The organism is Rhizobium sp. GR12, assembly GCF_036596185.1.
In the GTDB taxonomy this organism is placed as follows: Bacteria; Pseudomonadota; Alphaproteobacteria; order Rhizobiales; family Rhizobiaceae; genus Agrobacterium; species Agrobacterium nepotum.
Genome location: NZ_JASXTH010000021.1, coordinates 1 through 26,411, shown reverse-complemented (window position 1 = coordinate 26,411; position 26,411 = coordinate 1). Strand labels below are relative to the sequence as shown.

Genomic DNA, 26,411 nt, shown 5'->3' with positions numbered 1-26,411 from the left:
CGAGGCCAGTCTTTCATATAAGCGCATAAAAGCCGCAATACAAAACACTCAGCAAACAATACCCGATATTCACAGGTGCGTTGACATTGGTGTATATACAGATGAATATACACATTCAGTGTTCGAGTGCCTGGAAGGTGAGGCATGGCACTGGTAACGAGAGAATTCATCTCTTTCGAATGGGATGAAAACAAACGTCTGATTAATATCGAGAAGCACGGCATCGACTTTCCGAGAGCGGCAAGGGCACTTTCACAGCCACATCTGGAAAGACGGTCCGATCAAAACGGAGAGAGTCGCATTCTGGCGATATGCCCGGAAACAGACGATCTGATCGCAATCGTTTATACGACGCGCGGAGAAGTTTGTCGGATCATATCAGCACGGGCGACGAGGAAAAATGAGCGAGCAGCGTATCGTCAGATATTCTCTGGATGAGATCAGAGAGAAGATCGCCAAGGGCGAAGACCGCACCGACTGGGCGCGTGTCGATGCCATGACCGACGAAGATATCGAACGCGCCATGCGCGACGATCCGGACTGGGCCGGTTTTGACGATATCGACTGGTCGAAGGCCGAAGTGGTTTTCCCCACGGCGAAAAAATCCATCTCCATCCGCGTCGACCAGGATGTCGTGGACTTCTTCAAATCCACCGGCAAAGGCTATCAGACGCGCATGAATGCCGTTCTGCGTCATTATGTGCATGAACAGCAGAAGAAGCGGCAAGGTTAAAGGCCCGGAACGATTGGCGACCGCTTTCGGCAAAAGCGCAGAAGGCCGCAGATCGCCTGCTGCCGCCCGCTTAGGGCAAATTTATGGCAGCGCAGCATCACTAAAAATTATGTTTTTGTAATTTGAGCCACCCGTCGCGGCGATATAAAACATATTTAAAGGCAGCGCTTGAGCATTCCCATAAAGCTGCTGACGCCCGCAGGCACGTCCCCCGAAAAAAGCCTGCGCGGGACCGCATTTTGATCCGCCGAAATGCACCTTCGTCGGCAGCAAAAAGGCAGGGTAGCCATGGCTACCCTGCCTTTACTTTTTCTGAACGGCAGAAGCCTGCTCCAGCAAGCCCTTACTTCAGCAAATCCTTGACGACGCCGGAGGCCTTCGCGAAATCGATCTGGCCGGGATAGCGTTCTTTCAGCGCATTCATGCACTTGCCCATGTCGCGCAGGCCGGAGGCGCCGGTTTCGGTGATGACGACCTGACACAGTTCACGCACTTTCTCGGCCGGAATCTCTTCCGGCATGAATTCCTTGATGATGACGATTTCCTCGCGCTCCTGCGCGGCAAGCTCGGGACGGCCGGCACCTTCGTAGATGGTGGCGGACTCCTCCCGCTGCTTCACCATCTTGGTCAGGATCTGCATGATTTCGTCGTCGCTGACGGGGTCCTTGCCCACGCCGCGATTGGCGATATCGCGGTCCTTTATGGCTGCCTGGATCAGACGCACGGTCGATGTGCGTCGGGTATCGCGAGCCTTCAGCGCGTCTTTCAGAGTATTAGCGAACGTGTCGCGCATCATTTTTTCTTCTCCTTGGGAAAGTGCATTCCGCAGCATATCTACAGGGAAACTTTCCACCTTATTTTTCGAAACGACATAACCGAGCAAACCCGCTCAAGCAAATCAAATGCATAAGCCCTTGAATGTGCGAAGGTTTAATTCCGCGTAAATCTTGAGCCTGCGGTTGACCGTTTAAGCAGCTTTCGTTATTTTCCGGCACCTGCACGAGATTTTAACGAAGGGTCGGAACGCGAGTTTATCGCGCGCCCCTTTATGTCACGAAGCCTGCACAAAAAATGGCCCCTCTCCCCCTGCCTTTCAAGAGGCGGGGTGCGAAGCGGCAGAAACGGAACGAGATGACCGAGACAGCGCCCTGGACTACCCGCAAACCGACCGCAATGCTTGTTCTTGCCGATGGCACAGTGATCGAGGGAACAGGTATCGGCGCAACCGGCAAGGTACAGGCCGAAGTCTGCTTCAACACCGCGCTGACCGGTTATGAAGAAATCCTGACCGATCCGTCCTATCTCGGCCAGATCGTCACCTTCACCTTCCCGCACATCGGCAATGTCGGCACCAATGAGGAAGATATCGAAGACCTGACGCCCGCCGCCCGGCGCGGCGCGGTCGGCGTCATCTTCAAGGCTGATATTACCGAGCCATCGAACTTCCGCGCCGCCAAACATCTGGACACCTGGCTGAAGACCCGCGGCGTCATCGGCCTTTGCGGCATCGACACGCGCGCGCTGACGGCATGGATCCGCGAAAACGGCGCGCCGAACGCGGTGATCGCGCATGATCCGAACGGCGTGTTCGATATCGAGGCGCTGAAGGCGGAAGCAAAGGCATGGAGCGGTCTCGTCGGCCTCGACCTCGCCATCGAAGCCACATCCGGGCAATCCTCCACCTGGACGGAAACGCCGTGGGTATGGAACGAGGGTTATGGCACGCTCAGTGAAGTTGACACCAAATACCATGTCGTCTGCGTGGATTTCGGCGTCAAGCGCAACATCCTGCGCCTCTTCGCCGGTCTTGACTGCAAGGTCACCGTGGTTCCGGCCCAGACATCGGCCGAAGACATCCTGGCGTTGAAGCCGGACGGCGTGTTCCTGTCCAACGGTCCGGGAGACCCGGCGGCGACAGGCGAATATGCCGTGCCGGTCATCCAGAACCTCATCGCAAGCGATCTGCCGATCTTCGGCATCTGCCTCGGCCACCAGATGCTCGGCCTCGCCGTCGGCGCCAAGACTGAAAAGATGCATCAGGGCCACCACGGTGCCAACCATCCGGTCAAGGACTTCACCACCGGCAAGGTGGAAATCGTATCCATGAACCACGGTTTTGCTGTCGACGCCAAGTCGCTGCCTGATGGTGTCGAGGAAACCCACACATCGCTGTTCGACGGCACCAATTGCGGCCTGCGCATCACGGGCAAGCCGGTCTTCTCCGTCCAGCACCATCCGGAAGCATCGCCCGGCCCGCAGGACAGCCACTATCTCTTCCGCCGCTTCGTTAACCTCCTGCGCGAGAGACAAGGTGAGGCAGCGCTCGCCGAGCGCTGATAACCTTCGGACAATCAGGAAGAATATGCGGCCCGCTTTTTAGCGGGCCGTTTTCATTTCGCGCTTCACCAGAAGGACGAAGCGCACGGTCAGCAGAACGGCTGCCGTCGAAAGGCCGATCACGAAGCCGAACCACACACCGCGCCCGCCATAACCGAGCGGAAAGGCCATGGTCCAGGCAAGCGCCAGCCCGATCGGCCAATAGGAAATAAGGGCCAGTATCGCTGGAATGCGCGCATCCTTCAGCCCGCGCAGCAAGCCTGCCGTCACGGCCTGAATACCATCGACAAGCTGGAAAATACCGGCGATCACCACCAGGCTGCTGGCATAGGCAAGCACTTCCGCCGCTTCCGGCAATTTTGCGTCAAGAAACCATTTCGCCAGAAATTCTGGGAAGGCCGCAAACAGGATGCCGCCGCAAATGGCGATGCCGCATGCAATCACATAGATCATGATAGCGGCGCGAACGAGGTTTTTGAAATCGCCCTGACCGCGCGCTATTCCCACGCGAACGGTTGCCGCCTGGGCCAGGCCGAGCGGAATCATGAAGGCGATGGAGGCAAGCTGTAGCGCAATGCCATGCGCCGCCAGTTGCACGGTGCCGATCTGACCCATCAGGATCGAAGCGGCGGCAAACAGCGTCACTTCCGCAAGAATGGTGATGCCGATCGGCAGGCCAAGGCGCAGCACGTCCCAAAGCGCATGCCAGTCCGGCCGCCAGAAGCGCACGAACAGTTCATATTTCTTGGTTTCCTCACGCGTCTGCACATAAGCGACGATGAAGATAAAACTGAAGGCGTTGACGATGACGGCAACCACGGCCGCACCGTTCATGCCCATCGCCGGCAGTCCCATATGCCCCAGCACCAGCGCGTAAGCCATCAAACCGTTCATCACCAGCATGATGATGGTGACATAGAGAATGATGCCCGCACGGCCGATGGCGCTGACCAGCCCGCGCAGCACGTAAAAAAGCAGCGCCGGCAGCAAGCCGAACTTGGCGATGGCGAGATAATGGCCGGTCAGCGCCGCTACATCGGGGTTTTGCCCGAGATAAATCAGAATGCGCTCTGCATTGAAGAATATCGGCAAGGTGAGCAGCCAGTAGGCGATCGCCACCCACATGCCCATGCGCAACGAGCGGCGGGCGGCCGTCGCATCCCCTTGCCCGTAGGCCTGCGCCACCATCGGCACCACGGCCACGGAAAATCCCGAGCCGAAAATGAAGACGACGAAAAAGAACTGCCCGGCCAGCACCATGGCTGCCAGCTTTTCAGCCCCCAGCTGGCCGACGATGACCATATCCGTGGTGTGTATACCAAGCTGTGCGAGCTGCGCACCCACCAGCGGGATGCCCAGCGCAAGCGTAGCCCGAAAATGCGAAAACCACGACCCCGACCCGGAGGGAACGGTTTCTGCAACAATCGACGAAGACATTGTAATTCACCTGAATCTTGGCCATTGCCGCGAATTGCGCAACGGCAGCAGGTGATGAATAAAATATTCCCTTCCTGCACGCAACCTTTGCAGATCAATGATCAAAATTTGCGCAGAACGACAATCCTGCCCGGCATCGGCTCTAGATCGGCTGAAATGGCAGGACATCAAACAAATTTAGCCGAATTTTACCATTTCCCTTTACCTATTAGAATATCGCGTAGTTCTTTCAAACCGTAAGCTGCATGATGCAGAATATACCCGCCATTGAGGCATGTCTTTCCCATCATTTTTCAAGATGAGCCGAACCGGCGCATCTGGTCCAAGGACGTGTAGCTTGCCCAAAAAAACCAATCTCATGACGCGCATCCTGTTTGCGGCGTCATCGCTTGTCGTCGCCGCCTTTGCAGGCTTTTCTTTCTACATCGACAGTCTCCAGCACCGGGTGACAACGGAAGCCGTGGCGGAAAACATCGATTCTTCCGGCAAACAGGCCGCCCAAAGCATCGCCAACTGGCTGAACGGCCGCATCATGCTGACCGACACGGTTGCAAAGACACTCGCCAAACTTCCCGAAGACGACGCCAAGGTGCATTTCCTGCAGAACGACGTGCTGACGGCGCAATTCATGTCCACCTATTTCGGCAACGCCGAAAATGGCAGTTTCACAACATTTCCGAGATTGCCGCTGCCGGAAGGTTATGACCCGCGCAAGCGCCCCTGGTATCTGGACGCCGTCAAGGCCGGCAAGCCGGTGCTGACCGAACCTTACAACGACGCATCGACCGGCGGCCTCGTCATCACCGCCGCGATTCCCGTTTCCATCGACGGCAAGCTGGCGGGCGTCACAGGCAGCGATTTCTCGCTGGATTCACTGGTCGCTATGATCAAGGCGGTCGATGCCGGCAAGGACGGATACGCCTTCCTCGTCAACAGGGACGGCAAGATCCTCATTCATCCGGATGCGAAATTCGTCGATAAGCGGCTCACCGATCTCTTTACGGTCAACACGCCGGCGATTTCGTCTGCAATCCTGCAAACCGAAATCGACGGCAAGGGCAAGATCACCAGCTTCATTCCCGTCGCCGGCCTGCCATCGGTCGACTGGTATCTCGGTTTCGTCGTCGATTCCGACGTCGCCTATAGCGCGGTCGGCCAATTTCGCCTCGCGGCAACCATCGCCACGGTTCTTGCGGCAGCGATCATGATTGTCCTGCTCGCAACCGTTCTCTCCCGCTTCATCGTTCGCCCCGTCACGCAGATGACATCAGCCATGGAAGGCCTTGCCGCCGGCAATCTCAATGTTGCCATTCCGGGCCAGGAACGCAGCGATCAGATCGGCTCGATGGCCGCGGCAGTCGCTGTTTTCAGATCGAACGCCACGGAACGCCTGCGCCTCGAAGGAGACGCTGAACAGAACCGCACACTTTCCGAACAGGAGCGCAACGACCGCGAAAGACTGGCGGCGAAAGACGCGGCCGACATCCAGTTCGCGGTCGATTCGCTTGCCAGGGGACTGGAGCATCTTTCGAATGGCGATCTCAACTACCGCATCGAGACGCCATTCGTGACCCGCATCGACCGCCTGCGCGACGATTTCAACAATTCCGTCGCCAAGCTAAACGTTGCCTTGAGCACCGTTGGCCAGAATGCACGGGCAATCGATGCCGGCGCTGGAGAAATCCGCCAGTCCGCCGACGATCTGGCCAAGCGCACCGAGCAGCAGGCAGCCTCCGTGGAAGAGACTGCGGCAGCGCTTGAGGAAATTACCACGACGGTCAAGGATTCCGCCCGCCGGGCCGAAGAAGTCGGTCGTCTGGTTGACCGTACGCGCAACAATGCCGAACAATCCGGCATCATCGTCGAAGACGCCGTTCGCGCCATGGAAGGCATCGAAAAATCATCGTCCGAGATCAGCAACATCATCGGCGTGATCGATGAAATCGCCTTCCAGACCAACCTGCTTGCGCTGAACGCCGGTGTCGAAGCCGCCCGCGCCGGTGAGGCTGGCAAGGGTTTTGCCGTCGTCGCACAGGAAGTGCGCGAACTTGCCCAGCGCTCCGCCAATGCAGCAAAAGCGATCAAGACGCTGATCAACGCCTCGACATCGCAGGTGCAATCCGGTGTCGATCTCGTCGGCAATGCAGGCAAGGCGCTGGAAACCATCGTCCGCGAAGTGCAGGAGATCAACCGCCACATCGGCGCCATCGTGACGTCGTCGCGTGAGCAGTCGACCGGACTTCAGGAAATCAACACCGCCATCAACACCATTGACCAGGGTACCCAGCAGAACGCCGCCATGGTCGAGGAACAGACGGCCGCAAGTCATGGCCTCGCCTCGGAAGCGGCGGCGCTCAACGAGCTGCTCGCACAATTCCAGCTCACCACGGCAACGCGGCGGCAGGCGGAATATGGGCGTGCTGCGTGATAGCAAGGACAGAGCTGGCCGGAGCGACCCGACCATCTCTGCATCGGCTAGAGCATTTCCAGTAAAAGTGCGTAGCGGTTTTACGTCCGGAAAATGCGTAAAAACAAAGAGCTAGAACACGTCCAACGATTCCGTTTAAACTGGACGTGCTCTAGGTCTCTACACGCGCGACGTCATCCTCGGGCTTGACCCGAGGATCCATGGTGCGCCGGGAGATGGATCCTCGGGTCAAGCCCGAGGATGACGGAGGAGAGGTTTCAACCTCCCCCATGGCCGAGCTATCCGGCCATTTTTATTTGCCGCGCGAACGATACCCGGTTCTCTCTCCCGGCTCGATCCGGTAGAGCTTGATCGATCATGATTTTCGGAGGGATCTATGCTGGAACTGATTTGGCGCGGCATTGCCATGGGCATTGGCGGCACCGTGTTTATGGATATATGGGCAATCGTGCTGCACCGGTTTTTCGGCCAGTCCGCCCCGAACTGGGCGCCAGTCGGCCGCTGGTTCTGGCATGTGCCGAAGGGCAGGATATTTCACGACAGCATCGCCACGGCCGCACCTTACGAGCATGAACTGGCGCTCGGCTGGATTTCGCATTATGCCGTCGGCATTCTCTACGGCATCATTCTCGCTTTGATAGTGCCGGCTTCGTGGTTTTCCGAGCCGTCCTTCATCCAGCCGTGGATCGTCGGCATCATCACGGTCGGCGCGGGCTGGTTCCTGCTGCAACCGGGGCTTGGCATCGGTTGGGCGGCATCGAAAACGCCGAACCCCAACAAGGTCCGCTTTCTCAACCTTGTTGCGCACACGGTCTTCGCACTCGGCATGTATGCCGTGGCGCTGCTGATGCGCTGAACAAAAAAGGGGGCCTCAAAAGCCCCCTCGTCTGTTTGACCTCAAATATTCGCCGAGAAGGTGTCGCAATCCTCGACACGACCATTCTGGAAGCCGCGCTTGAACCATTCCATGCGCTGCGCCGAGGTGCCGTGGTTGAAACTATCAGGCACCACATATCCTTGAGTCTGCTTCTGCAGGGTATCGTCGCCGATCTGGTGGGCGGCGGTGAGTGCTTCCTCGAGGTCGCCGGTTTCCAGAATGCCCTTCTGTTCCGTGAACTTGCCCCAGATGCCCGCATAGCAATCCGCCTGAAGCTCTACCTTGACCGACATCTTGTTGGCGTCCACCTGGCTCATGGACTGGCGGCGTCGGTTGAACTCCGGTAGGACACCGGTCAGGTTCTGGATATGGTGACCCACCTCATGCGCAATCACATAAGCCTGCGCAAAATCACCGGCCGCGCCGAAACGCTTGTCCAGTTCTGCGAAGAAAGCGGTGTCGAGATAGACCTTGCGGTCACCAGGGCAATAGAACGGGCCGCTGGCGGCCGAAGCATATCCGCAGGCGGACGAGACCTGCCCCGAAAACAGAACCAGTGTCGGCTTTTCATAGGTTTGTCCGGCGGACTGGAAAATGCCGCTCCACGTATCCTCGGTCTCGGCCAGCACCGTGCGCACGAAAGCCGTCGTCTCGTCAGCCGATTGACCTTGCGGACGTGTGCCCGCTTGCTGGCTGCCGGATTGCTGCGTTGTGCCGCCGCCATCCAGCGAAATGTCACCGCCTGAAAGCAGCGTCAGCGGATTGATGCCGAGAACCCAGCTGATCAAAAGGATCAACAAAATTCCGCCAATGCCGATACCGCCACCACGACGCCCGACCGGCACGCGCATTCCGCCACGGGAAAACGGATCGGTACCCGAAGGCCCCGATCCGGCCGACATGCCGCGCCGGTCCTCGATATTGTCCGACTGGCGGCGCCCTCTCCATTCCATGATCTGATCTCCCCGCAAACGTCGCCTCAACAGGCAACCTTATAGCGGCACTATAGTACATCTTGTTCCGGAAGAAAGCGGAGGTGAGCGCATTCGCTCAGGCGGCTCTCCGCCTTTGCCTGAAGACGGTCAAAAACAGCAAGGCAAATACGAGAACACCGGCGAAAAACACCACGAAACCGGGCTTTCCGTCACCGAAAACAATCTCGTGCATGATGCGCCCCGGAACGAAGGTGAAGCCCCCGGCGATCACAATACTACCGAGATAGACACTCTGCATGATCCGCATGTGCCGCCTTATTTCGCCTCGGCGTGCGAAATAGACCGATTGCAGACAGCCATATATGGTGAAAATCGACAGAACGTGGATCGGGCTGAAACCGTAAAACATCCTCAATTCATGGATGAAGAAAGTCGAAATAGACGTCCCGACCATCAGCACCACCCAGATCTTGCCAAGCAGCCGGTGGATGGCGGTTCCCTTGGGGCGCAGGAAAATAAAGGTGCCGAGAATGGCTGCGGGAATAACGGTGGCGACATGAAATTGCACGGCAAGCGGTGCGTCTAACAAAGGTTGTAGTGACATGGATGCTGTTTCGGCTCGGTTGAAATCACCGGCAATTTCGGCAAAACATGCGCATAAGAAAAACGGATTGGCGTCAACCGCAGGAAAACTTCGTGGATCACCCATATTTGCAATCCACGCTTCGTGAAATGCACGCCATCCTGCAATCGCGCAGGCTGTGGCTGACATTCCTCGCCATACTCGCAATCTTCATTGTGACCGGGCCGTTTGGAACAAGCGAAACCATGAGTTTCGCCGACCGGCTGCTTTACTGGACAGTCATACAGGCCGGCGCCTGGACAATCGCCCTGGTCTTTTCCATCACCGCCAACACCATCCTTGCCGGCAGCATCGAAACTCTGCTGGCGCGCATGATGATCGGTTCACTGACGGCAGCCCTGCCGATCGGACTGCTGCTGACCATCACGAACACGGTCTTTTCCGGCAAGGAAATGGGTTTCGTGTCCTTTCTGAAAAGCAGCCTCTCGGCCCTGCCGCTCTGCGCGATCTTTTGCCTGCTGAGTTATCTCACCGCCTACCGGTCACTCGAAACGGCTGCGGATGTTGTTTCGGACGCAAATGGAGATGCCGATCGTGAGGTAAAAAGCACCGCGCCGCTGCTGGAGCGGCTGCCGCCGCAAAAGCGCGGAGAATTGCTGCGGCTGTCCGTGCAGGACCATTATACGGAGGTTGTAACGACGCGAGGACGTCAGCTGGTGCTGTTGCGTTTTGCCGATGCGATGAAGGAAATCGGCCAAACGGAAGGCTTGCAGGTGCATCGTTCCCACTGGATTGCCGATGCCGACGTCGCCTCGTTGCGTAAACAGGCGGGTCGTCTGCATGTCGTGACAAGAGACGGCTCGGAAATCCCCGTCAGCCGCTCCCATAATACGGCGGTGCAGGCCCGTTTCGCCGCGCGTTCCACTATCCGTTAAGAGTTTCTGTCGATTCCGGAATTTATGGGGTTCCGTTCTCAAAAACATTTGCCTATAAGCCGCTTCTAGCCTGAAAACTTTGAATTGCGCGCCCCGGCCGGTGATTTTTCACCCTGGCTGGTGTTTTGCGCAACCAAAACGCGGAACGAGAGAGCCATGCCGAAGCGCCAAGATATCAAGTCCATCCTCATCATTGGCGCAGGACCGATCGTTATCGGTCAGGCATGTGAATTCGACTATTCCGGCACGCAGGCCTGCAAGGCGCTGAAGGAAGAGGGTTACCGGGTCATTCTGGTCAACTCAAACCCGGCGACGATCATGACCGATCCGGGCCTTGCCGACGCGACCTATGTCGAGCCTATCACGCCCGAAGTGGTCGCCAAGATCATCGCCAAGGAGCGCCCGGACGCATTGCTGCCGACCATGGGCGGCCAGACGGCGCTCAACACCGCGCTTTCCCTGAAGCGCATGGGCGTTCTCGACCGCTACAACGTGGAAATGATCGGCGCGAAGCCCGAAGCCATCGACATGGCAGAAGACCGCGCCCTGTTCCGCGAAGCGATGGCCCGCATCAACCTTGAAACGCCGAAGTCCATGCTCGCCAATGCGACAGAGATCAAGGACGCCGACCGCAAGAAGCACGAAGCTGCTCGCGCCGAACTCAAGGCGAAGCTTTCCGGTGCCGATCTGGATAAGGCGCTGGACGATCTTGAAAACCAGTGGAACCTTGGCGAGACCGACCGCAAGCAGCGTTACATGGCGCATGCGATTGCGATTGCTGCCCAGGCGATCGACCATGTCGGCCTGCCCGCCATCATCCGCCCTTCCTTCACGCTTGGCGGCACCGGCGGCGGCATTGCCTATAACCGCTCTGAATTTTTCGATATCGTCTCCGGCGGCCTCGACGCCTCGCCAACCACCGAAGTGCTGGTCGAGGAATCGGTTCTCGGCTGGAAGGAATATGAGATGGAAGTGGTCCGCGACACGGCGGACAATTGCATCATCATCTGCTCCATCGAAAACATCGACCCGATGGGCGTCCACACGGGCGACTCGATCACGGTCGCGCCAGCGCTGACGCTGACCGACAAGGAATACCAGATCATGCGCAACGCCTCGATTGCGGTGCTGCGCGAGATCGGCGTTGAGACCGGCGGTTCGAACGTACAGTTCGCCGTCAACCCGAAGGACGGCCGCCTCGTCGTCATCGAAATGAACCCGCGCGTCTCCCGCTCGTCCGCTCTCGCCTCCAAGGCAACCGGCTTCCCGATCGCCAAGATCGCCGCCAAGCTCGCCATCGGCTACACGCTGGACGAGCTGGAGAACGACATCACCGGCGGCGCCACGCCTGCCTCCTTCGAACCGTCGATCGACTATGTCGTCACCAAGATCCCGCGTTTCGCCTTCGAGAAATTCCCCGGCGCTTCGCCGATCCTCACCACCGCCATGAAGTCGGTCGGCGAAGTCATGGCCATTGGCCGCACTTTCGCTGAATCGCTGCAGAAGGCACTGCGCGGCATGGAAACCGGTCTCACCGGCCTCGATGAAATCGAAATTCCCGGTCACGAAGAAGGCGAAGGCTCCAGCAACGCCATTCGCGCCGCCATCGGCACGCCGACGCCGGATCGCCTGCGCATGGTCGCACAGGCGCTGCGCATGGGCATGAGCGAAGAAGAAGTTCACGAAAACAGCAAGATCGATCCCTGGTTCATCGCCCAGTTCAAGGCGATCGTGGATATGGAAGCCCGCATCCGCGAACATGGCCTGCCGCAAGACGCCGAAAACCTGCGGACATTGAAGGCCATGGGCTTCGCCGATGCCCGCCTTGCAAGCCTTACCGGCAAGCGCCCGAAGGAAGTGGCCGAACTGCGCAACAGCCTCAACGTTCGCCCGGTCTTCAAGCGCATCGACACCTGCGCGGCCGAATTCGCCTCGCCCACCGCCTACATGTATTCGACCTATGAAGTTCCCTTCGTTGGCGCCGCGCGCTCCGAAGCACAGGTTTCCGACCGCAAAAAGGTCGTCATCCTCGGCGGTGGCCCGAACCGCATCGGCCAGGGCATCGAGTTCGATTATTGCTGCTGCCATGCCGCCTTCGCGTTGAAGGATGCCGGTTTCGAAGCGATCATGATCAACTGCAACCCGGAAACGGTTTCCACTGACTACGACACCTCCGATCGTCTCTATTTCGAACCGCTGACGGCCGAAGACGTGATCGAAATCCTGCGCGCCGAACAGGAGCGCGGCGAGCTGGTCGGCGTCATCGTGCAGTTCGGCGGCCAGACGCCGCTGAAGCTCGCCGAAGCGCTGGAAAAGAACGGTATCCCGATCCTCGGCACCGCGCCTGATATGATCGATCTTGCCGAAGACCGCGACCGCTTCCAGAAGCTGCTGATGAAGCTCGATCTTGCCCAGCCGAATAACGGCATCGCCTATTCGGTGGAGCAGGCGCGCCTCGTCGCCTCCGAAATCGGTTTCCCGCTGGTCGTGCGCCCCTCCTACGTTCTGGGTGGCCGCGCCATGCAGATCATCCATTCGGAAGGCCAGCTCCAGACCTATCTGCTCGATACGGTTCCGGGCCTCGTACCTGAGGACATCAAGCAGCGTTACCCGAACGACAAGACCGGCCAGATCAATACCCTGCTCGGCAAGAACCCACTTCTGTTCGATAGCTACCTGACCAACGCCGTCGAAGTGGACGTCGATGCGCTGTGCGATGGCGAAAACGTCTTCGTCACGGGCATCATGGAGCATATCGAAGAGGCCGGCATCCATTCGGGCGACTCGGCCTGCTCGCTGCCGTCGCGTTCGCTCAGCGAGGAGACCCTCGACGAGCTGGAACGCCAAACAACGGCGCTTGCCAAGGCGCTCAATGTCGGCGGGTTGATGAACGTGCAATATGCCATCAAGGACGGCACGATCTACGTTCTCGAAGTCAACCCGCGCGCCTCGCGCACCGTGCCTTTCGTGGCCAAGACCATCGGCGCGCCGATCGCCAAGATCGCCGCCCGCATCATGGCCGGAGAAAAGCTTGACGCGGCAATCGCCGCCTATGGCGCAAAGCCCGATCCGCGCAACCTGAAGCACATCGCCGTCAAGGAAGCCGTCTTCCCCTTCGCGCGCTTCCCCGGCGTCGATATCCTGCTTGGCCCGGAAATGCGCTCGACCGGCGAAGTCATCGGCCTCGACACCGATTTCGCGCTGGCTTTCGCCAAGAGCCAGCTCGGCGCGGGCGTCGATCTGCCGCGCTCCGGCACGGTGTTCGTATCGGTGCGCGACGACGACAAGGAACGCGTCCTGCCCGCCATCCGCATTCTGGTGGAAAGCGGCTTCAAGGTGCTGGCAACCGGCGGCACCCAGCGTTTCCTCGCCGAACAGGGCGTCAATGCCGAAAAGATCAACAAGGTGCAGGAAGGCCGTCCGCATATCGAGGACGCCATTCGCAACCGTCAGGTCCACCTCGTCATCAACACCACCGACAGCAACAAGGCGATTTCGGACTCGAAGTCGCTGCGCCGCGCGACGCTGATGCAGAAGGTGCCATATTACACCACGATGGCCGGTGCGGAAGCAGCAGCCCTTGCCATCAAGGCGCTGAAGGCCGGCAACCTCGAAGTCAAGCCGTTGCAGAGCTATTTCCAGTAAGCTTCCGGCGCGGAAAACCTCAAGGTTTTCCGGTAGTGAAGACAATTGAAACGCCGCAGGTCACCATGCCTGCGGCGTTTTGCTTTGCCACATAAAGGACCCTGAAGCTTACGCCGCCATAGCCTCGCGCACGCAATTGCGCCCTTCGGTCTTGGCGCGGTAAAGGGCGCGGTCCGCCATTTCCGCCAATGTCTGGAGATCGCAACCCAGCTCGCCGCTGGTCGCGACGCCGATGCTGATCGTCACGCCGACGCGCAGGCCGCCGCAATCGACCTCGGTTATCGCAACCGCATCGCGAATGCGTTCGCCGATCATGCAGGCTTTCTGAACGCCCGCACCCGGCAGAAAGATGATGAATTCCTCGCCGCCATAACGCGCCAGCACATCGCCGCCGCGTATGCTGCCACCGATTCGCTTCGCCACTTCCTGAAGAACGCTATCGCCGACGGCGTGGCCAAAACGGTCGTTGATCGCCTTGAAATGATCGAGATCGAGCAACATGGCGGCATCCGCAGGATTTGGCACCGCAGGCATGGCCTGGAAAAAGAAACGCCGGTTCTTGACGCCCGTCAGCGGATCGGTGTTTGCGAGAACCAGCAATTTCCGCTCGGAGCGCTCGGCCACCAGGATCATCACGAACAGGGCGATTGCGAAGTTCAGTGTGATGATGAAGAAAAACGCGTCGACGATATTGATGCTGGCAAAATCGGGGAAAAGCATGCTTTTCATCACCAACAGCGATATGAGCCCGGAAATGCCCGTGATAGCCGCAAGCGCCAGCCGGGAAAGAAGCGGTTCCCTGCCCCAGCTGGCGAGAAAAACAACCGCGCCCGCAAGATAGGCCAGAGCCGCGCAACCGTTGAACAGGGCCGCGCGAAACGCGTTATTGTCAGCGATTTGCTGCGCAACGACAATCGCCAGCAAGGCGATGGCGCTAGTAACGAAAACGGTCCACTTTCCGGGCGAACGTCCATCGCACAAGATTTTCAGACCGAGCCAGATCAGCGAATAACCCGCAATACCGAAGACGACGCTGCCGAGCTGCCATAAGGCGGGCGAAATCATTCCCCATTCACCGTAACCGGCAAGTGTGGAGCCGATTACCATCGCTGCAAAGCCAGCAGCAAGAACAGCCGGGCCAGGCAAACCGCGATTTGTCAATTTGAGGTAGATGAAACTCAACAATCCGACGATGTAAGAACATTTTTGCATCAATATGACGGTCGTAAGATCGAGTTCGCCAAACATAACATGCCCACGCAATAGATAAATTGAAACGACACAATTAAATTATGAAGTATAAAAATACAATAAAATTCCAAATTTAATAAACATTAAAATATTACTCCAACATTGGGAATATGCCCATTCGCTCTGCGGGGCGGTGCCCCCGGAGGTCTCGGCATGCCCTGAAAGCGCAGGACACATCGTATTTCGCCGCATTGGAAAAGATGGCCAACCGTTGCGCGCTGCCTTCCCAATGGTCATGTTCACTCTATGTCCCCTCGAAAAAGATCAACCGTTCCATCTAAGTATTTGAATTAAATTAGAAATATACCTGTTTCAAATTTGCTGGCATTTCCCTGCCGTCTTCTGATATAGTCGGCTCAGTTGTGATTTTGACATGGTTCCGGAGTTCCTCTCCGGAACCTGTTTCTTTTTGTGTCTGCAAGTAAAGCGACAGGACTGCGAAGGATAAAAAAATGGTAGAAAAAGTACCGATGACGCACGGTGGATTCATCAAGCTGCAGGAGGAGCTGCGCTTTCGTCAGCAGGAGGAACGTCCCCGTATCATCGAGGCAATTGCGGAAGCGCGCGCCCATGGCGACCTTTCGGAAAATGCCGAGTACCACGCTGCCAAGGAAGCACAGAGCCACAATGAAGGCCGCATCACCGAACTCGAAGATCTGACCGCACGCGCGGAAGTCATCGACCTGTCCAAGATGTCCGGTTCCAAGATCAAATTCGGCGCCACTGTGAAGCTGATCGACGAGGATAGCGACGAGGAAAGGACCTACCAGATCGTTGGCGACCAGGAAGCCGATGTGAAGGCTGGCCGTATTTCCATTTCCTCGCCCATCGCCCGCGCCCTCATCGGCAAGGAAGTCGGCGACAGCATTGAAGTCAACGCTCCGGGCGGCGCCAAGGGTTACGAGATTCTCGCGGTGCAGTGGGGCTGATTGCCCTCAAATGCAATGCGCCCGCTACGGGCGCATTGCTTTCCAACGTATCGAACTGAACGCACCCTGGAGCGCTCCGCGTCCGAAACGACGTTGCACAAGAACGCCCTAGCACTTCGAATCTGCCGCAAAGACGGAAGCTCATCTTGCCCCACGCCAGTCTGAAAGATGTGCAGGTGCTTGCGCCGAACTTCAAACGCCGGCTCTCCGGCGTCACCTCCACCATCGTCCAGCTTATCCCGGTGCAAAACCGGCTGGGGCAGAAGGTAGCGGTCATCGGACCCGGCCTGCCCCAGCATCTGCCACATGTGCGTTTCCGCGATCTGTGGCGGCTCTGGCAAAACGGTCCGCACGGCGGCCCGCGCATATGGCACGCCCGCCGCAATCTGGAAATGCTGCCGGGCATTTTTATGCGTGACGTGCTGCGCATGAAGGTGAAGCTGCTCTTTACCTCGGCCGCGCAAAGGCGACACTCGGCCTATACCCGCTTTCTGATTTCGAAGATGGATGCGGTGGTCGCGACAAGCGGCCGCTCCGGCTCGTTTCTGGAAGTTCCCCATAGTGTCGTCATGCACGGCGTCGATACCGACCTGTTTCATCCGGGAAATGGTCCCGAAGACACGATCGCGTCGACCGGCCTGCCGGGCCAGTATCTGATCGGCTGTTTCGGACGGGTGCGCCACCAGAAGGGTACCGACCTTTTCGTGCGCGCCATGATCGAGCTTCTGCCCGCCCACCCCGAATGGACGGCGGTCGTTTCCGGTCGCGTAACCCCCGAACACAAAGCCTTCGCCGATAAGCTCGCAGCCGATGTCGCAGCCGCCGGCCTCTCGGACCGCATCGTGTTTCAAGGCGAAGTGGACGACATCAAGCCGTGGTATCGGCGGCTGACGCTTTACGTCGCGCCGTCGCGCAACGAGGGTTTCGGCTTGACGCCGCTCGAAGCCATGGCTTCGGAAACCGCCGTCGTCGCCAGCAATGCCGGGGCCTATGAGGAGATGATCGTCAGGGGCGAGACCGGCATGGTCGTCGAAGCCGGCGACTACCCATCCCTGCGGGATGCGATAAAACCCTATCTTGCCGACCCAGCCCTCGCCAGGGACCATGCCCGTGCCGGGCTTGCGCATGTGCGCAATGTATTCCCGCTGGAAAAAGAGGCGACAAGCCTCGGCACGATCTACGACGCGCTGCGGCGCGGGTAAGCGGCGGCAAGGCGTCGCCGTTCAGATCTCCACGAGACCGACGCGCTTGACCTGACGGATGGTGAGCATGGTGCGCACCGTATCGACGTTTTCGTCGGCCGTCAGAACCTCGATGACGAAATCCTGAAACTCGGTCAGGTTTCTGGCAATGCAATGCAGCAGGAAATCGCTTTCGCCGGACACCATCCATGCCTGCCGCACCAGCGACCATCCACCCGTCGCCGCCGCAAAGGCTTTCAGATTGCTGTCCGACTGGCGCTTGAGACCGACCATGCAGAAGGCGACGAGATCGAAACCCAGTTTCGGCGCATTCAACATGGCGTGATACCCCTCGATCACATCAGCTTCTTCCAGCTTGCGGACGCGCCTGAGGCATGGCGGAGCGGAAATCCCGACCCGTTCGGCCAGCTCCACATTGGTCATACGCCCGTCACGCTGCAATTCGCGCAGGATTTTCAGATCGATGGCATCGAGTTCGACGCTGGTCACGGAGAAGTTCCTCGTTTAGCTGGAGAACTTCCTTGTACTATTTGGTACAGGATTCGCAACAATATGCCGCCGGCCGGTCACAAAATTGCGCACGCATCCACAACTGCCTTGTTGGTAACGCAAGGCTGCCCTTGAATAAAGGCACTAGACAACCTTAAATACCTGCCAACGAAGGGGTTGTGGCCCTGTCCGCCGTCTTGCGGCTGGAAGGCTCTGCTGCCGAAAGGCCCCGCTATTGAAAGGAATGTTTCCATGTCTGCCCGCCATACCAAGGTATTGATCATTGGCTCTGGTCCCGCCGGGTATACGGCTGCGATCTACGCGGCCCGCGCAATGCTGAAACCCGTGCTGATTGCCGGCATGGAACAGGGTGGCCAGTTGATGATCACCACCGATGTCGAGAACTATCCGGGCTTCGCCGATCCGATCCAGGGCCCCTGGCTGATGGACCAGATGCTGAAACAGGCAACGCATGTGGGCGCTGAAATCGTCAGCGACCTCGTGACCGAAGTCGAAACCAACACGCGCCCCTTCGTGGTCAAGACCGATTCCGGTCAGGTCTGGACCGCGGACACGCTGATCATCGCCACCGGCGCCAAGGCCAAGTGGCTCGGCATTGAGAGCGAACAGCAATTTCAGGGCTTCGGTGTTTCGGCCTGTGCGACCTGCGACGGTTTCTTCTATCGCAACAAGGATGTGATCGTGGTCGGCGGCGGCAACTCCGCCGTGGAAGAAGCGCTCTATCTCGCCCATATCGCGAAATCAGTGACCGTCGTGCATCGCCGCGACAGCTTCCGCTCGGAGAAGATCCTTCAGCAACGGCTTTTCGCCAAGGAAAACGTCAAGATCCTGTGGAACACGGAAATCGCCGAAATCACCGGCGCACCCGCCAAGCCGCCCATGCCGCCCTCCGTCTCGGGTGTGAGGCTGCGTGACACCAAGACCGGTGCGATCAGCGACACGCCGATCGACGGCGTCTTCGTCGCCATCGGCCATGCGCCGGCGGTCGAACTGTTCAAGGGCAAGGTGAAGCTCAAGGACAATGGTTACATGTGGACCGCACCCGATTCCACGGCGACCGACGTGGAAGGTATTTTCGCGGCCGGCGACGTCACCGACGATATTTACCGCCAGGCAATCACCGCCGCCGGCATGGGCTGCATGGCAGCTCTCGAAGCAGAACGGTATCTCACCGCGCAACAACCGCTCGCGGTAGCAGCGGAATAACCGAAAGGCAGGATAGGCATGGCAATGCCATTGGACTGGGATAAACTGCGCATTTTTCATGCCGCAGCCGAAGCGGGGTCTTTTACCCACGCTGCCGACAAGCTGCATTTGTCCCAGTCGGCCATCAGCCGTCAGGTCAGCGCGCTGGAACAGGATGTCGGCGTCAAGCTGTTTCACCGTCATGCCCGAGGTCTGATCCTCACCGAGCAGGGCGAACTGCTTTATCGCACTGCCCATGACGTGCTGCTGAAGCTTGAAACCGTCAAGATGCAACTGACCGAAACAACGGAGAAGCCGAGCGGCAAGCTGCGCGTGACGACGACCGTCGGTCTCGGCCAGGGGTGGCTGACGGACAAGGTGCAGGAGTTCCTGCAACTTTATCCGGAAATGTCGATCCAGCTCATCCTCGACAATGAGGAACTGGATGTGAACATGCGGCACGCCGATTGCGCCATCCGCCTGCGCCAGCCGCAGCAATCGGACCTCATCCAGCGCAAGCTGTTCACGGTTCACATGCACGTCTATGCGGCTCCCTCCTATATCAACCGCCACGGCGAGCCGCAGTCGATCGAGGATCTGGACAATCACCGCGTCATCTCCTTCGGCGAACCGGCACCCAACTACCTGCTCGATGTCAACTGGCTGGAAAATGCGGGGCGCTCGTCGGACAACACGCGCATTCCACATCTGCAGATCAACAGCCAGACCTCGATCAAGCGCGCCTGCCTTCTGGGGATAGGTATCGCCTGTTTGCCCGATTACATCGTCGGGCGCGACCCGGGACTGATTCAGCTTTCGCTTGCCGCCGATATTCCCTCGTTCGATACCTACTTCTGTTATCCCGACGAGATGAAAAACGCTGCAAAACTGAAAGTCTTCCGGGATTTCGTCGTCGCCAAGGCACGGAACTGGAACTTCTGACGTTTAAATAGCCGACGAGCAGATATAATTGTTTGAATTCAATAGTTTGCACAATGGCGCGTGAGAGCGGCACATAGATGCCGCTCTCCAGCTTTGCACATAAAATATACCGGAAATATCCAGACTTGCATCAAGCGCATGCCTGACCTGCACAAAGAAGAGTTGTTTCGTGCACAAAAAAGCACCATATCGCTCTCAGTTGATGCACACGGTGGCTTTTCCTCCCAGTTCCACCGCATCAGCTGTTCCCCTCTGGAGGTTTTTAACCTTCACACTTAAAGGGCCCTGGATCTATCCGGCGGCCCTCTTTTTTTACCCGCAAGAATTTTCTCCAATTTGGCGAAATATCGCACGATGCAACCTTGTTTTGTATTCTTGCCACTCCCATATTTTAGTTAGCTGTCACGCTTGCCTATGCACGCGACAGCTGTTCCCCTCTGGAGGTTTTAACCTTCAAACTTATCAGGCCGCGGAGAAATCCAGCGGCCTTCTTTTTTGGAAGACGCTGCGCCGCCGCAGATAAGGTCCTCACGGAGACGTGAATTGTATATCGGAAATAATCGATATAAATATCGGAAACACCAGATATTAGAGAAACGCTGATGAACCCGGAGGAAATCCTCAAAGCCCTTTCACACCCTGCAAGGCTGAAGTTCCTTGAATGGCTGAAAAGCCCGGAAAGTCACTTCTGCCAGGACCATCCGCTCAGCATGGGCGTATGCGCCAACCAGTTCCAGATCAGCGGCCTGTCGCAATCGACGGTGTCGTCACATCTGGCGGTTTTGCAGGCGGCCGGCCTGATAAGGTCGAAGAAAGTCGGGCAATGGGTGTTTTTCGAACGCGACGAGGAAACCATCGACGCCTTCCGCAATTATCTGCAAGCCAATCTTTGAGCCTCCCAAGCTTATAAGACCGGGGCGTCGGACCGAAAGCTGCAAGGCGGTTTTCTCTCCGATGCCCAGACAAAAAGACAGCGCGCCAGCCGCGCAATTTTGCCAACCGACCAGAAAGTGAAGTCGCATGACCAGTCTTTTCGAACCGGCACAGGCCGGCGATATCGCACTCGCCAACCGTATCGTCATGGCTCCCCTCACCCGCAACCGCTCGCCGGGGGCAATTCCCAACAACCTCAACGCCACCTATTACGAACAGCGCGCAACAGCCGGGCTGATCGTCACGGAAGGCACGCCGATTTCCCAGCAGGGTCAGGGTTATGCCGACGTTCCGGGCCTCTACAAGCGGGAAGCAATCGAGGGCTGGAAGAAGATCACGAACGGCGTGCATTCGGCAGGCGGCAAGATCGTGGCGCAGATATGGCATGTCGGGCGTATTTCCCACACGTCGCTCCAGCCGCATGGCGGCCAGCCCGTCGCCCCTTCCGCCATCCCGGCCAAGTCCAAGACCTATATCATCAATGATGATGGCACCGGCACCTTTGCGGAAACCTCCGAACCCCGTGCGCTGACCATTGACGATATCGGCCTTATCCTCGAAGACTACCGCACCGGTGCGCGCGCAGCACTTGAGGCCGGTTTCGACGGCGTCGAAATCCATGCCGCCAACGGTTATCTGATCGAGCAGTTCCTGAAATCCAGCACCAACCAGCGCACCGACGACTATGGCGGTTCGATTGAAAATCGCGCCCGTTTCCTGCTGGAAGCAGTGGATGCGGTTGCCGAAGAGATCGGCGCGGGCCGCACCGGCATCCGCCTGTCCCCCGTCACCCCCGCCAACGACATTTTCGAGGCCGATCCGCAGCCGCTCTATAATTACGTGGCGGAAGAACTTGGCAAGCGGGGTCTCGCCTTCATCCATGTCGTTGAAGGTGCGACGGGTGGTCCGCGCGACTTCAAGCAGGGCGACAAGCCCTTCGATTACGCCGCTTTCAAAGCCGCCTATCGTAACGCCGGCGGCAAGGGCCTGTGGATCGCCAATAATGGTTACGACCGTGACAGCGCAATCGAAGCCGTTGAAAGCGGCAAGGTCGATGCCGTCGCCTTCGGCAAGGCCTTCATCGCCAACCCGGATCTGGTGCGCCGCTTCAAAAACGACGCGCCGCTGAACGAGCCGAACCAGCCGACCTTCTATGGTGGCGGGGCCGAAGGCTATACCGACTATCCGGCGCTTGGCTGATAAGTGATAAATCCAAGACGCCGCACCGCTCCACAGCGGTGCGGCGTTTTGCTGTTTTAAGGTAGGCTTCGCGCCTGCCGCGCGGCAAAATCGGAAAACGCGCCCATGACGAAGGCATTGGCGACATGCAGCGCCTGCAAAAAGCCATTGCCCGTTTCCCGGCCGATGCTCATCAGCGCCACCTGAAGACAATAGAGGCCGAGCAGCACCAGCGCTCGGGCAAGGTTCGGCCGGACATCTTCATAGCGCAGGGCAAAGACCACCAGCGACACGATGGGAACGGCAATGAAAATGCCAAGCCCCTTGTGGACCGAAAGCAGCGACCCGTCATAATAGATCGACAGCCCGGCCAGCAGCACCTGCGCGAAAACCAGCACCGGCACGCCTGCCGAAATCGCTGCAAACATGCGCCGCCGGCGCGACAATCCATTCACCGTTATCACCATCACACACTACTCCCGGCATCGGCCGGACGGCGAAGGTTCGCCGGTTGCGGCACCTGTTCAAGGCATCCGAGGCTCGCCAGTGTCGCTGATACCGCGGCATCGATCGGCGTTCGCGGTTCCGTTCCGAGAAAATCCACAAGCTTGCGATTGCTCATCCGGATCGGCATCTGCCAGAGATATTTCATTTCCCGGACTTCACGGAACAATGGCACGAAAGGCGCGGCCAGCCCCATGGCCCACCAGGAAAGTCGCCGCATCTTGACCGGGTGAACCACCACGCGCTCGATTGCCGCGACCAGTTCCAGCCCGTCGAAATCCCAGAACCCCTCCATGTGGTAGACGGCAAAAGTCTGAAGTTCGTCCGAGCAATCAAGCAGCCGCCCGATCGTCTCCGCAACGTCAGGCAGATAGGCCCATTGATGCCCGGCGTGGGGATGTGCCGGGTTCTGAACGCTGCGGACCGGCTTGCCCGGCCGCACCAGCATTTGCGAAAACCAGTTGTTTTTCGCGTCCGGGCCGAAAAAATCCCCGGCGCGGACGATCAGCACCGGCACGCCGCGCATCGAGGCCATTTTTAGCCGCCGCTCCATTTCCACGCGCAGGACGCCCTTGCGGGTGAAAGGCCTTTGCGGACTGTCTTCCGTCAGGAGCGGAAAAGCGTCAGAGCCGAAATTATAGACGCTGCCCGGAAACACGATCCTCGCCCCGCAGGCCTCGGCGGCGGCAATGGTGTTGTCGAGCATCGGCAGCACCTGCTTGTCCCAGTTGCGATATCCCGGAGGATTGACCGCATGGACGATGAGCGTGGCGCCGTTTGCCGCCGTCACCACATCCTGCCGGTTCATGGCGTCACCAGTCACGCGCTCGACGCCATCAGCGGCGTCGGTCGAGACCGGTTGTCGTGTCATCGCCCTCACCCGCCAGCCGCGCTGCAGCAGCATCTTCGAAACATGGTTGCCGACACCGCCATTCGCCCCGATGATCAAGGCCAGAGGCTGGTCATTCCCTGCTGTAGTTGCCTGATTTTCATATATCATGGTGGTTACTCCTTCCTGTGGGCTGGAGTATCGACCCGTCAGGCGATATACGAAATTGTCGAAATAAGTGGAACAGCTATACAAAATCTTATGTTCAAAAGCCGCAATGTCAGTTGGGATTTTTACCGGACCTTCCTCAGCGTGCTGCGTGACGGCTCGCTTTCCGCCGCTGCCCGCGAACTCGGCATCACCCAGCCGACGGCTGGGCGCCACATCAGCGCGCTGGAAGAAACCGTCGGCTTTCCGCTGTTCATCCGCTCGCCGCACGGGTTGATGCCGACGGAAGCCGCACTCGCGCTCCGGCCCTATGCGGAAAATCTGGCAGCGACGGCCTCAGCCCTCATGCGCGCCGCCTCCGGCGAAGTCGGCAAGATCGAAGGCACGGTGCGTATCAGCGCCTCGGATATCATCGGCGTGGAAATGCTGCCGCCGATCATTACGGCCATGCAGGAGGTTCATCCCCGGCTTGAAATCGAGCTTTCGCTCTCCGATTCGCTGGAAGATCTTTTGCGGCGCGAGGCCGACATCGCCATTCGCATGACCGAACCGCAGCAGGATGCGATCGTGATGCGTTATATCGGCAATTTCCGTCTGGGATTTCACGCGACGCGCGACTATCTGGCGAAAGCCGGCACTCCGAAAGACATGGGCGACCTTGAAGATCATCGCCTCATCGGTTTCGACCGCAAGACGCCCTTCATTCGCGCGGCCGTGCAGCGCATGCGTTCAATCGATCCGGAGATACCGGACACGGAAGAAATTTCCTTTGCAATCCGCGCCGATAGCAATCTTGCTCAGCTTGCCATGATCCGCGCCAGCGCGGGCATCGGCGTCTGTCAGATCGGTCTGGCGCGCAAGGACCCTCGGCTTGTCCAGGTCCTTCCGAAAATCGACATCCCGCTGCATACCTGGGTCGCGATGCATGAAAATCTCAAGACCTCGCCGCGATGCCGTGCCCTGTTCAGCGCCCTTGTCGAAGGCCTCAAGGCTCATCTCAAGGAAACCGATCCGGGCGCGCCGCCACAACGGCGCTGACGTCATTGCGCCATCGATGCCACGCGACCTTGCGTCCGCACTTGCATGAAACAAACCGGCGAAGCATGGAGGATGATGCCGTTTTCACCGGAAATGCTGAAACCCTTCATCAAAACGGCCTGGCGGGAGGCGAAACCTTGTCGACCACCTCCGCTTCCGGCCGATCGCCGCCCTGGCTATATTCTTCATGCCACTGGCCGCGCTCGTCCTGATAGCTGATTTCCTCGTCATCGCCGCCCACCTGCTGTTCGGCGGCAACGATGCGCGCGGCCTCGACGGCATCGGCATAGGACGGAAATGTTTCGGAATAAGCGCCGTTCATGCGGTAAGCGAAGCCCCCGTCATGTTCGACGATTTCATATACCACTTTGGTCATGCATGTTCCTCCTGTTTCAGTAGGTGACATGGCAACCACAACCGCGCTTCAAGCATTGCACTCGAGGGGGACACCGCGGCACGAGCAGCATGTCCAGACGACATCACTATCCTACCAAAAGCACTCAAGCGCAAATCCTGCTTGATCTTAACGACGATACGTCACAGCCTCACACTGTCAGGAGAGGGGAAATCGATGGTGGGTTCTATTTTGAAACAGGAGCGCATGCTGCTCCTGGCCATACCTGCGGCGATCGTCGCCTACATGGCCGAACATGCAATATTCGAGGCCGGCAAAACGGCCTCGCTCATCGCCGCGATCGCGCTCATCGGCATGATCATTCTGGTGTCGGTGCGGGTCGCGCATCACGCAGAAATCCTGGCGACCAAAGTCGGCGATCCCTATGGCACGATGATCCTGACACTCTCGGCGGTGGCGGTGGAAGTGCTGATCCTTGCCATCATCATGAGCGAATCCAGTTCGCCGACCCTGGTGCGCGACACAATCTATTCCGCCGTGATGATCGACATCAACGGCATTCTGGGCCTGGCCGCCCTGCTCGGCGGCCTTCGCCACGGTGAGCAGCCCTATAATGACGATTCCGGCAAGACCTACGGCGTCATGATCCTCACCGCCATGGGCATCTCGATGATCGTGCCGGAATTCATCCCCGATCAAAGCTGGCACGTCTATTCCGCCTTCACCATCGTCGCAATGATCGCGCTTTACGCGCTGTTTCTCAAAATGCAGGTCGGCACGCACAGCTATTTCTTCAGCTACGCCTATCCGCGCAAGGCACGCCCGGACGGTCAACCATCCGACAGCCACGCGGAGGAAGAGGGAGAGGAAGGCAGCGCATCCCTCTCCATCGGTCTCATCATCGCAGGCGTGGTGCTGATCGGCGTGCTGGCGGAATTCATGGCGGCCTTCCTAAGCGAGAGCCTCGAAGGCACAAGCGCCCCACCGGCGCTGATGGCAGTGGTGGTCGCGACGATCTCTGCATCGCCGGAAATCCTGACCGCACTCAGGTCCGCATTGCGCAACCGCATGCAGGCCGTGGTCAATATCGCCATGGGCGCCTCGCTCTCGACGGTTATCCTGACAGTGCCGGTGATGGAGGGCATCGCGCTTTACACCGGCCAGCCCTTCGTGATGGCGATGACACCGGTCCAGACCGTCATGGTCTTCATCACCCTCATCGCCGCCGCCATCAATTTGAATGACGGAGAAACCAACGCGATCGAGGGAATGACGCATTTCATCCTCTTCGCCACCTTCATCATGCTGTTGTTTCTCGGGCTTTAAAAAGCCCGGTAAGCTGCCGGGCCGAGGGTGATGACAACGCTGCCCTCCCGCACAACGTCATCCTTGGGCTTGTCCCACTACTGTCCGGTTTAAATTTTGTAGACAAGGCGCACGGTGTTGATTCTACTTGTGTTCGAGCGTTTGGCGACG

24 protein-coding genes are annotated in these 26,411 nt (G+C 58.5%); 15 read left to right on the top strand and 9 right to left on the bottom strand.

Annotation, left to right across the window (positions count from 1 at the left end):
* Positions 1-144 precede the first annotated feature (144 nt).
* On the top strand, positions 145-438 hold the full coding sequence (locus tag QSK43_RS25450; protein ID WP_332305800.1) for a BrnT family toxin: 294 nt from the start codon (positions 145-147) through the stop codon (positions 436-438).
* Complete coding sequence (locus tag QSK43_RS25445; protein WP_332305799.1) at positions 401-733, top strand: BrnA antitoxin family protein; 333 nt, start codon at positions 401-403, stop codon at positions 731-733. Before QSK43_RS25450 ends, QSK43_RS25445 begins: the two co-directional genes overlap by 38 nt.
* Positions 734-1,076: 343 nt before the next feature.
* Here QSK43_RS25445 and QSK43_RS25440 read toward each other — a convergent pair whose 3' ends face one another.
* Entirely contained in the window at positions 1,077-1,526 is a 450-nt protein-coding gene (locus tag QSK43_RS25440; protein WP_200893620.1) for a GatB/YqeY domain-containing protein, read from the bottom strand.
* 338 nt (positions 1,527-1,864) lie between these two features.
* Here QSK43_RS25440 and carA point away from each other — a divergent pair, with 338 nt between their 5' ends.
* Complete coding sequence (gene carA, locus QSK43_RS25435; protein WP_332305798.1) at positions 1,865-3,070, top strand: glutamine-hydrolyzing carbamoyl-phosphate synthase small subunit; 1,206 nt, start codon at positions 1,865-1,867, stop codon at positions 3,068-3,070.
* Positions 3,071-3,109: 39 nt separating this feature from the next.
* On the opposite strand, the gene QSK43_RS25430 is transcribed toward carA, so the two are convergent.
* Positions 3,110-4,507, bottom strand: a complete 1,398-nt coding sequence (locus QSK43_RS25430; RefSeq protein ID WP_332305797.1) for an MATE family efflux transporter — start codon at positions 4,505-4,507, stop codon at positions 3,110-3,112.
* Positions 4,508-4,844: 337 nt separating this feature from the next.
* On the opposite strand from QSK43_RS25430, the gene mcpU reads away from it, so the two are divergent.
* Together mcpU and QSK43_RS25420 are read left to right on the top strand one after the other, a co-directional pair.
* Positions 4,845-6,935, top strand: coding sequence for a methyl-accepting chemotaxis protein McpU (mcpU, locus tag QSK43_RS25425; protein ID WP_332305796.1), 2,091 nt, complete (start codon positions 4,845-4,847; stop codon positions 6,933-6,935).
* A gap of 376 nt (positions 6,936-7,311) precedes the next feature.
* Positions 7,312-7,791, top strand: coding sequence for a DUF2938 domain-containing protein (locus tag QSK43_RS25420; protein WP_332305795.1), 480 nt, complete (start codon positions 7,312-7,314; stop codon positions 7,789-7,791).
* A gap of 41 nt (positions 7,792-7,832) precedes the next feature.
* On the opposite strand, the gene ypfJ is transcribed toward QSK43_RS25420, so the two are convergent.
* Complete coding sequence (ypfJ, locus tag QSK43_RS25415; protein WP_332305794.1) at positions 7,833-8,765, bottom strand: KPN_02809 family neutral zinc metallopeptidase; 933 nt, start codon at positions 8,763-8,765, stop codon at positions 7,833-7,835.
* 97 nt (positions 8,766-8,862) lie between these two features.
* Complete coding sequence (locus QSK43_RS25410) at positions 8,863-9,351, bottom strand: DUF2306 domain-containing protein (RefSeq protein ID WP_332305793.1); 489 nt, start codon at positions 9,349-9,351, stop codon at positions 8,863-8,865.
* Positions 9,352-9,398: 47 nt separating this feature from the next.
* Between QSK43_RS25410 and QSK43_RS25405 the strand changes: the two genes are divergently transcribed.
* Together QSK43_RS25405 and carB are read left to right on the top strand one after the other, a co-directional pair.
* The gene (locus tag QSK43_RS25405) at positions 9,399-10,265 is read left to right on the top strand and encodes a LytTR family DNA-binding domain-containing protein (RefSeq protein ID WP_332305792.1); all 867 of its coding nucleotides are present in this window, start codon (positions 9,399-9,401) and stop codon (positions 10,263-10,265) included.
* A 156-nt stretch (positions 10,266-10,421) separates the two neighbouring features.
* The gene (gene carB / locus QSK43_RS25400; protein WP_332305791.1) at positions 10,422-13,910 is read left to right on the top strand and encodes a carbamoyl-phosphate synthase large subunit; all 3,489 of its coding nucleotides are present in this window, start codon (positions 10,422-10,424) and stop codon (positions 13,908-13,910) included.
* 108 nt (positions 13,911-14,018) lie between these two features.
* On the opposite strand, the gene QSK43_RS25395 is transcribed toward carB, so the two are convergent.
* Complete coding sequence (locus tag QSK43_RS25395) at positions 14,019-15,158, bottom strand: GGDEF domain-containing protein (protein WP_332305790.1); 1,140 nt, start codon at positions 15,156-15,158, stop codon at positions 14,019-14,021.
* Positions 15,159-15,613: 455 nt separating this feature from the next.
* Between QSK43_RS25395 and greA the strand changes: the two genes are divergently transcribed.
* Together greA and QSK43_RS25385 are read left to right on the top strand one after the other, a co-directional pair.
* Complete coding sequence (gene greA, locus QSK43_RS25390; RefSeq protein WP_045016726.1) at positions 15,614-16,090, top strand: transcription elongation factor GreA; 477 nt, start codon at positions 15,614-15,616, stop codon at positions 16,088-16,090.
* A 146-nt stretch (positions 16,091-16,236) separates the two neighbouring features.
* Positions 16,237-17,292 carry a glycosyltransferase family 4 protein gene (locus QSK43_RS25385; protein ID WP_332305789.1) on the top strand — a complete coding sequence of 352 codons (1,056 nt, stop codon included), beginning with the start codon at positions 16,237-16,239 and terminating at the stop codon, positions 17,290-17,292.
* A gap of 21 nt (positions 17,293-17,313) precedes the next feature.
* On the opposite strand, the gene QSK43_RS25380 is transcribed toward QSK43_RS25385, so the two are convergent.
* Positions 17,314-17,781: an Lrp/AsnC family transcriptional regulator gene (locus QSK43_RS25380; RefSeq protein WP_045018954.1), complete on the bottom strand. Its 468-nt coding sequence runs from the start codon at positions 17,779-17,781 to the stop codon at positions 17,314-17,316.
* A gap of 252 nt (positions 17,782-18,033) precedes the next feature.
* On the opposite strand from QSK43_RS25380, the gene trxB reads away from it, so the two are divergent.
* From trxB to QSK43_RS25360, 4 genes are all read left to right on the top strand, one after another.
* Positions 18,034-19,008, top strand: coding sequence for a thioredoxin-disulfide reductase (trxB, locus tag QSK43_RS25375; RefSeq protein ID WP_332305788.1), 975 nt, complete (start codon positions 18,034-18,036; stop codon positions 19,006-19,008).
* Between the two features lie 24 nt (positions 19,009-19,032).
* A complete protein-coding gene (locus QSK43_RS25370) occupies positions 19,033-19,929 on the top strand; it encodes a LysR family transcriptional regulator VtlR (protein WP_332305818.1) in 897 nt (298 codons plus the stop codon).
* Between the two features lie 602 nt (positions 19,930-20,531).
* The gene (locus tag QSK43_RS25365) at positions 20,532-20,822 is read left to right on the top strand and encodes an ArsR/SmtB family transcription factor (protein ID WP_045018958.1); all 291 of its coding nucleotides are present in this window, start codon (positions 20,532-20,534) and stop codon (positions 20,820-20,822) included.
* Between the two features lie 127 nt (positions 20,823-20,949).
* A complete protein-coding gene (locus tag QSK43_RS25360; RefSeq protein WP_332305787.1) occupies positions 20,950-22,062 on the top strand; it encodes an alkene reductase in 1,113 nt (370 codons plus the stop codon).
* 56 nt (positions 22,063-22,118) lie between these two features.
* Here the strand turns inward: QSK43_RS25360 and QSK43_RS25355 are convergent, their stop codons facing one another.
* Together QSK43_RS25355 and QSK43_RS25350 are read right to left on the bottom strand one after the other, a co-directional pair.
* Positions 22,119-22,508 (bottom strand): DUF6220 domain-containing protein, encoded by a 390-nt coding sequence (locus QSK43_RS25355; RefSeq protein WP_332305786.1) that lies wholly within the window; start codon positions 22,506-22,508, stop codon positions 22,119-22,121.
* Entirely contained in the window at positions 22,508-23,545 is a 1,038-nt protein-coding gene (locus tag QSK43_RS25350; RefSeq protein ID WP_332305785.1) for an NAD(P)H-binding protein, read from the bottom strand. The genes QSK43_RS25355 and QSK43_RS25350 overlap by 1 nt, the downstream gene beginning before the upstream one ends.
* 90 nt (positions 23,546-23,635) lie before the next feature.
* On the opposite strand from QSK43_RS25350, the gene QSK43_RS25345 reads away from it, so the two are divergent.
* The gene (locus QSK43_RS25345; RefSeq protein WP_045018963.1) at positions 23,636-24,580 is read left to right on the top strand and encodes a LysR family transcriptional regulator; all 945 of its coding nucleotides are present in this window, start codon (positions 23,636-23,638) and stop codon (positions 24,578-24,580) included.
* Positions 24,581-24,689: 109 nt separating this feature from the next.
* On the opposite strand, the gene QSK43_RS25340 is transcribed toward QSK43_RS25345, so the two are convergent.
* Positions 24,690-24,956, bottom strand: coding sequence for a DUF2188 domain-containing protein (locus tag QSK43_RS25340; RefSeq protein WP_045018964.1), 267 nt, complete (start codon positions 24,954-24,956; stop codon positions 24,690-24,692).
* A gap of 195 nt (positions 24,957-25,151) precedes the next feature.
* Here QSK43_RS25340 and QSK43_RS25335 point away from each other — a divergent pair, with 195 nt between their 5' ends.
* On the top strand, positions 25,152-26,261 hold the full coding sequence (locus QSK43_RS25335; RefSeq protein ID WP_332305784.1) for a calcium:proton antiporter: 1,110 nt from the start codon (positions 25,152-25,154) through the stop codon (positions 26,259-26,261).
* Positions 26,262-26,411 lie beyond the last annotated feature (150 nt).

Coding starts and splice junctions, on each gene's coding strand:
- QSK43_RS25355 (WP_332305786.1), bottom strand. CDS start 22,508: ATGGTGATAACGGTGAATGGATTGTCGCGCCGGCGGCGCATGTTTGCA.
- QSK43_RS25440 (WP_200893620.1), bottom strand. CDS start 1,526: ATGCGCGACACGTTCGCTAATACTCTGAAAGACGCGCTGAAGGCTCGC.
- carA (WP_332305798.1), top strand. CDS start 1,865: ATGACCGAGACAGCGCCCTGGACTACCCGCAAACCGACCGCAATGCTT.
- QSK43_RS25365 (WP_045018958.1), top strand. CDS start 20,532: ATGAACCCGGAGGAAATCCTCAAAGCCCTTTCACACCCTGCAAGGCTG.
- QSK43_RS25445 (WP_332305799.1), top strand. CDS start 401: ATGAGCGAGCAGCGTATCGTCAGATATTCTCTGGATGAGATCAGAGAG.
- QSK43_RS25345 (WP_045018963.1), top strand. CDS start 23,636: ATGTTCAAAAGCCGCAATGTCAGTTGGGATTTTTACCGGACCTTCCTC.
- greA (WP_045016726.1), top strand. CDS start 15,614: ATGGTAGAAAAAGTACCGATGACGCACGGTGGATTCATCAAGCTGCAG.
- QSK43_RS25450 (WP_332305800.1), top strand. CDS start 145: ATGGCACTGGTAACGAGAGAATTCATCTCTTTCGAATGGGATGAAAAC.
- QSK43_RS25360 (WP_332305787.1), top strand. CDS start 20,950: ATGACCAGTCTTTTCGAACCGGCACAGGCCGGCGATATCGCACTCGCC.
- trxB (WP_332305788.1), top strand. CDS start 18,034: ATGTCTGCCCGCCATACCAAGGTATTGATCATTGGCTCTGGTCCCGCC.
- QSK43_RS25340 (WP_045018964.1), bottom strand. CDS start 24,956: ATGACCAAAGTGGTATATGAAATCGTCGAACATGACGGGGGCTTCGCT.
- carB (WP_332305791.1), top strand. CDS start 10,422: ATGCCGAAGCGCCAAGATATCAAGTCCATCCTCATCATTGGCGCAGGA.
- QSK43_RS25395 (WP_332305790.1), bottom strand. CDS start 15,158: ATGTTTGGCGAACTCGATCTTACGACCGTCATATTGATGCAAAAATGT.
- QSK43_RS25430 (WP_332305797.1), bottom strand. CDS start 4,507: ATGTCTTCGTCGATTGTTGCAGAAACCGTTCCCTCCGGGTCGGGGTCG.
- QSK43_RS25335 (WP_332305784.1), top strand. CDS start 25,152: ATGGTGGGTTCTATTTTGAAACAGGAGCGCATGCTGCTCCTGGCCATA.
- QSK43_RS25420 (WP_332305795.1), top strand. CDS start 7,312: ATGCTGGAACTGATTTGGCGCGGCATTGCCATGGGCATTGGCGGCACC.
- QSK43_RS25410 (WP_332305793.1), bottom strand. CDS start 9,351: ATGTCACTACAACCTTTGTTAGACGCACCGCTTGCCGTGCAATTTCAT.
- QSK43_RS25350 (WP_332305785.1), bottom strand. CDS start 23,545: ATGATATATGAAAATCAGGCAACTACAGCAGGGAATGACCAGCCTCTG.
- QSK43_RS25405 (WP_332305792.1), top strand. CDS start 9,399: ATGCGCATAAGAAAAACGGATTGGCGTCAACCGCAGGAAAACTTCGTG.
- QSK43_RS25370 (WP_332305818.1), top strand. CDS start 19,033: ATGCCATTGGACTGGGATAAACTGCGCATTTTTCATGCCGCAGCCGAA.
- ypfJ (WP_332305794.1), bottom strand. CDS start 8,765: ATGGAATGGAGAGGGCGCCGCCAGTCGGACAATATCGAGGACCGGCGC.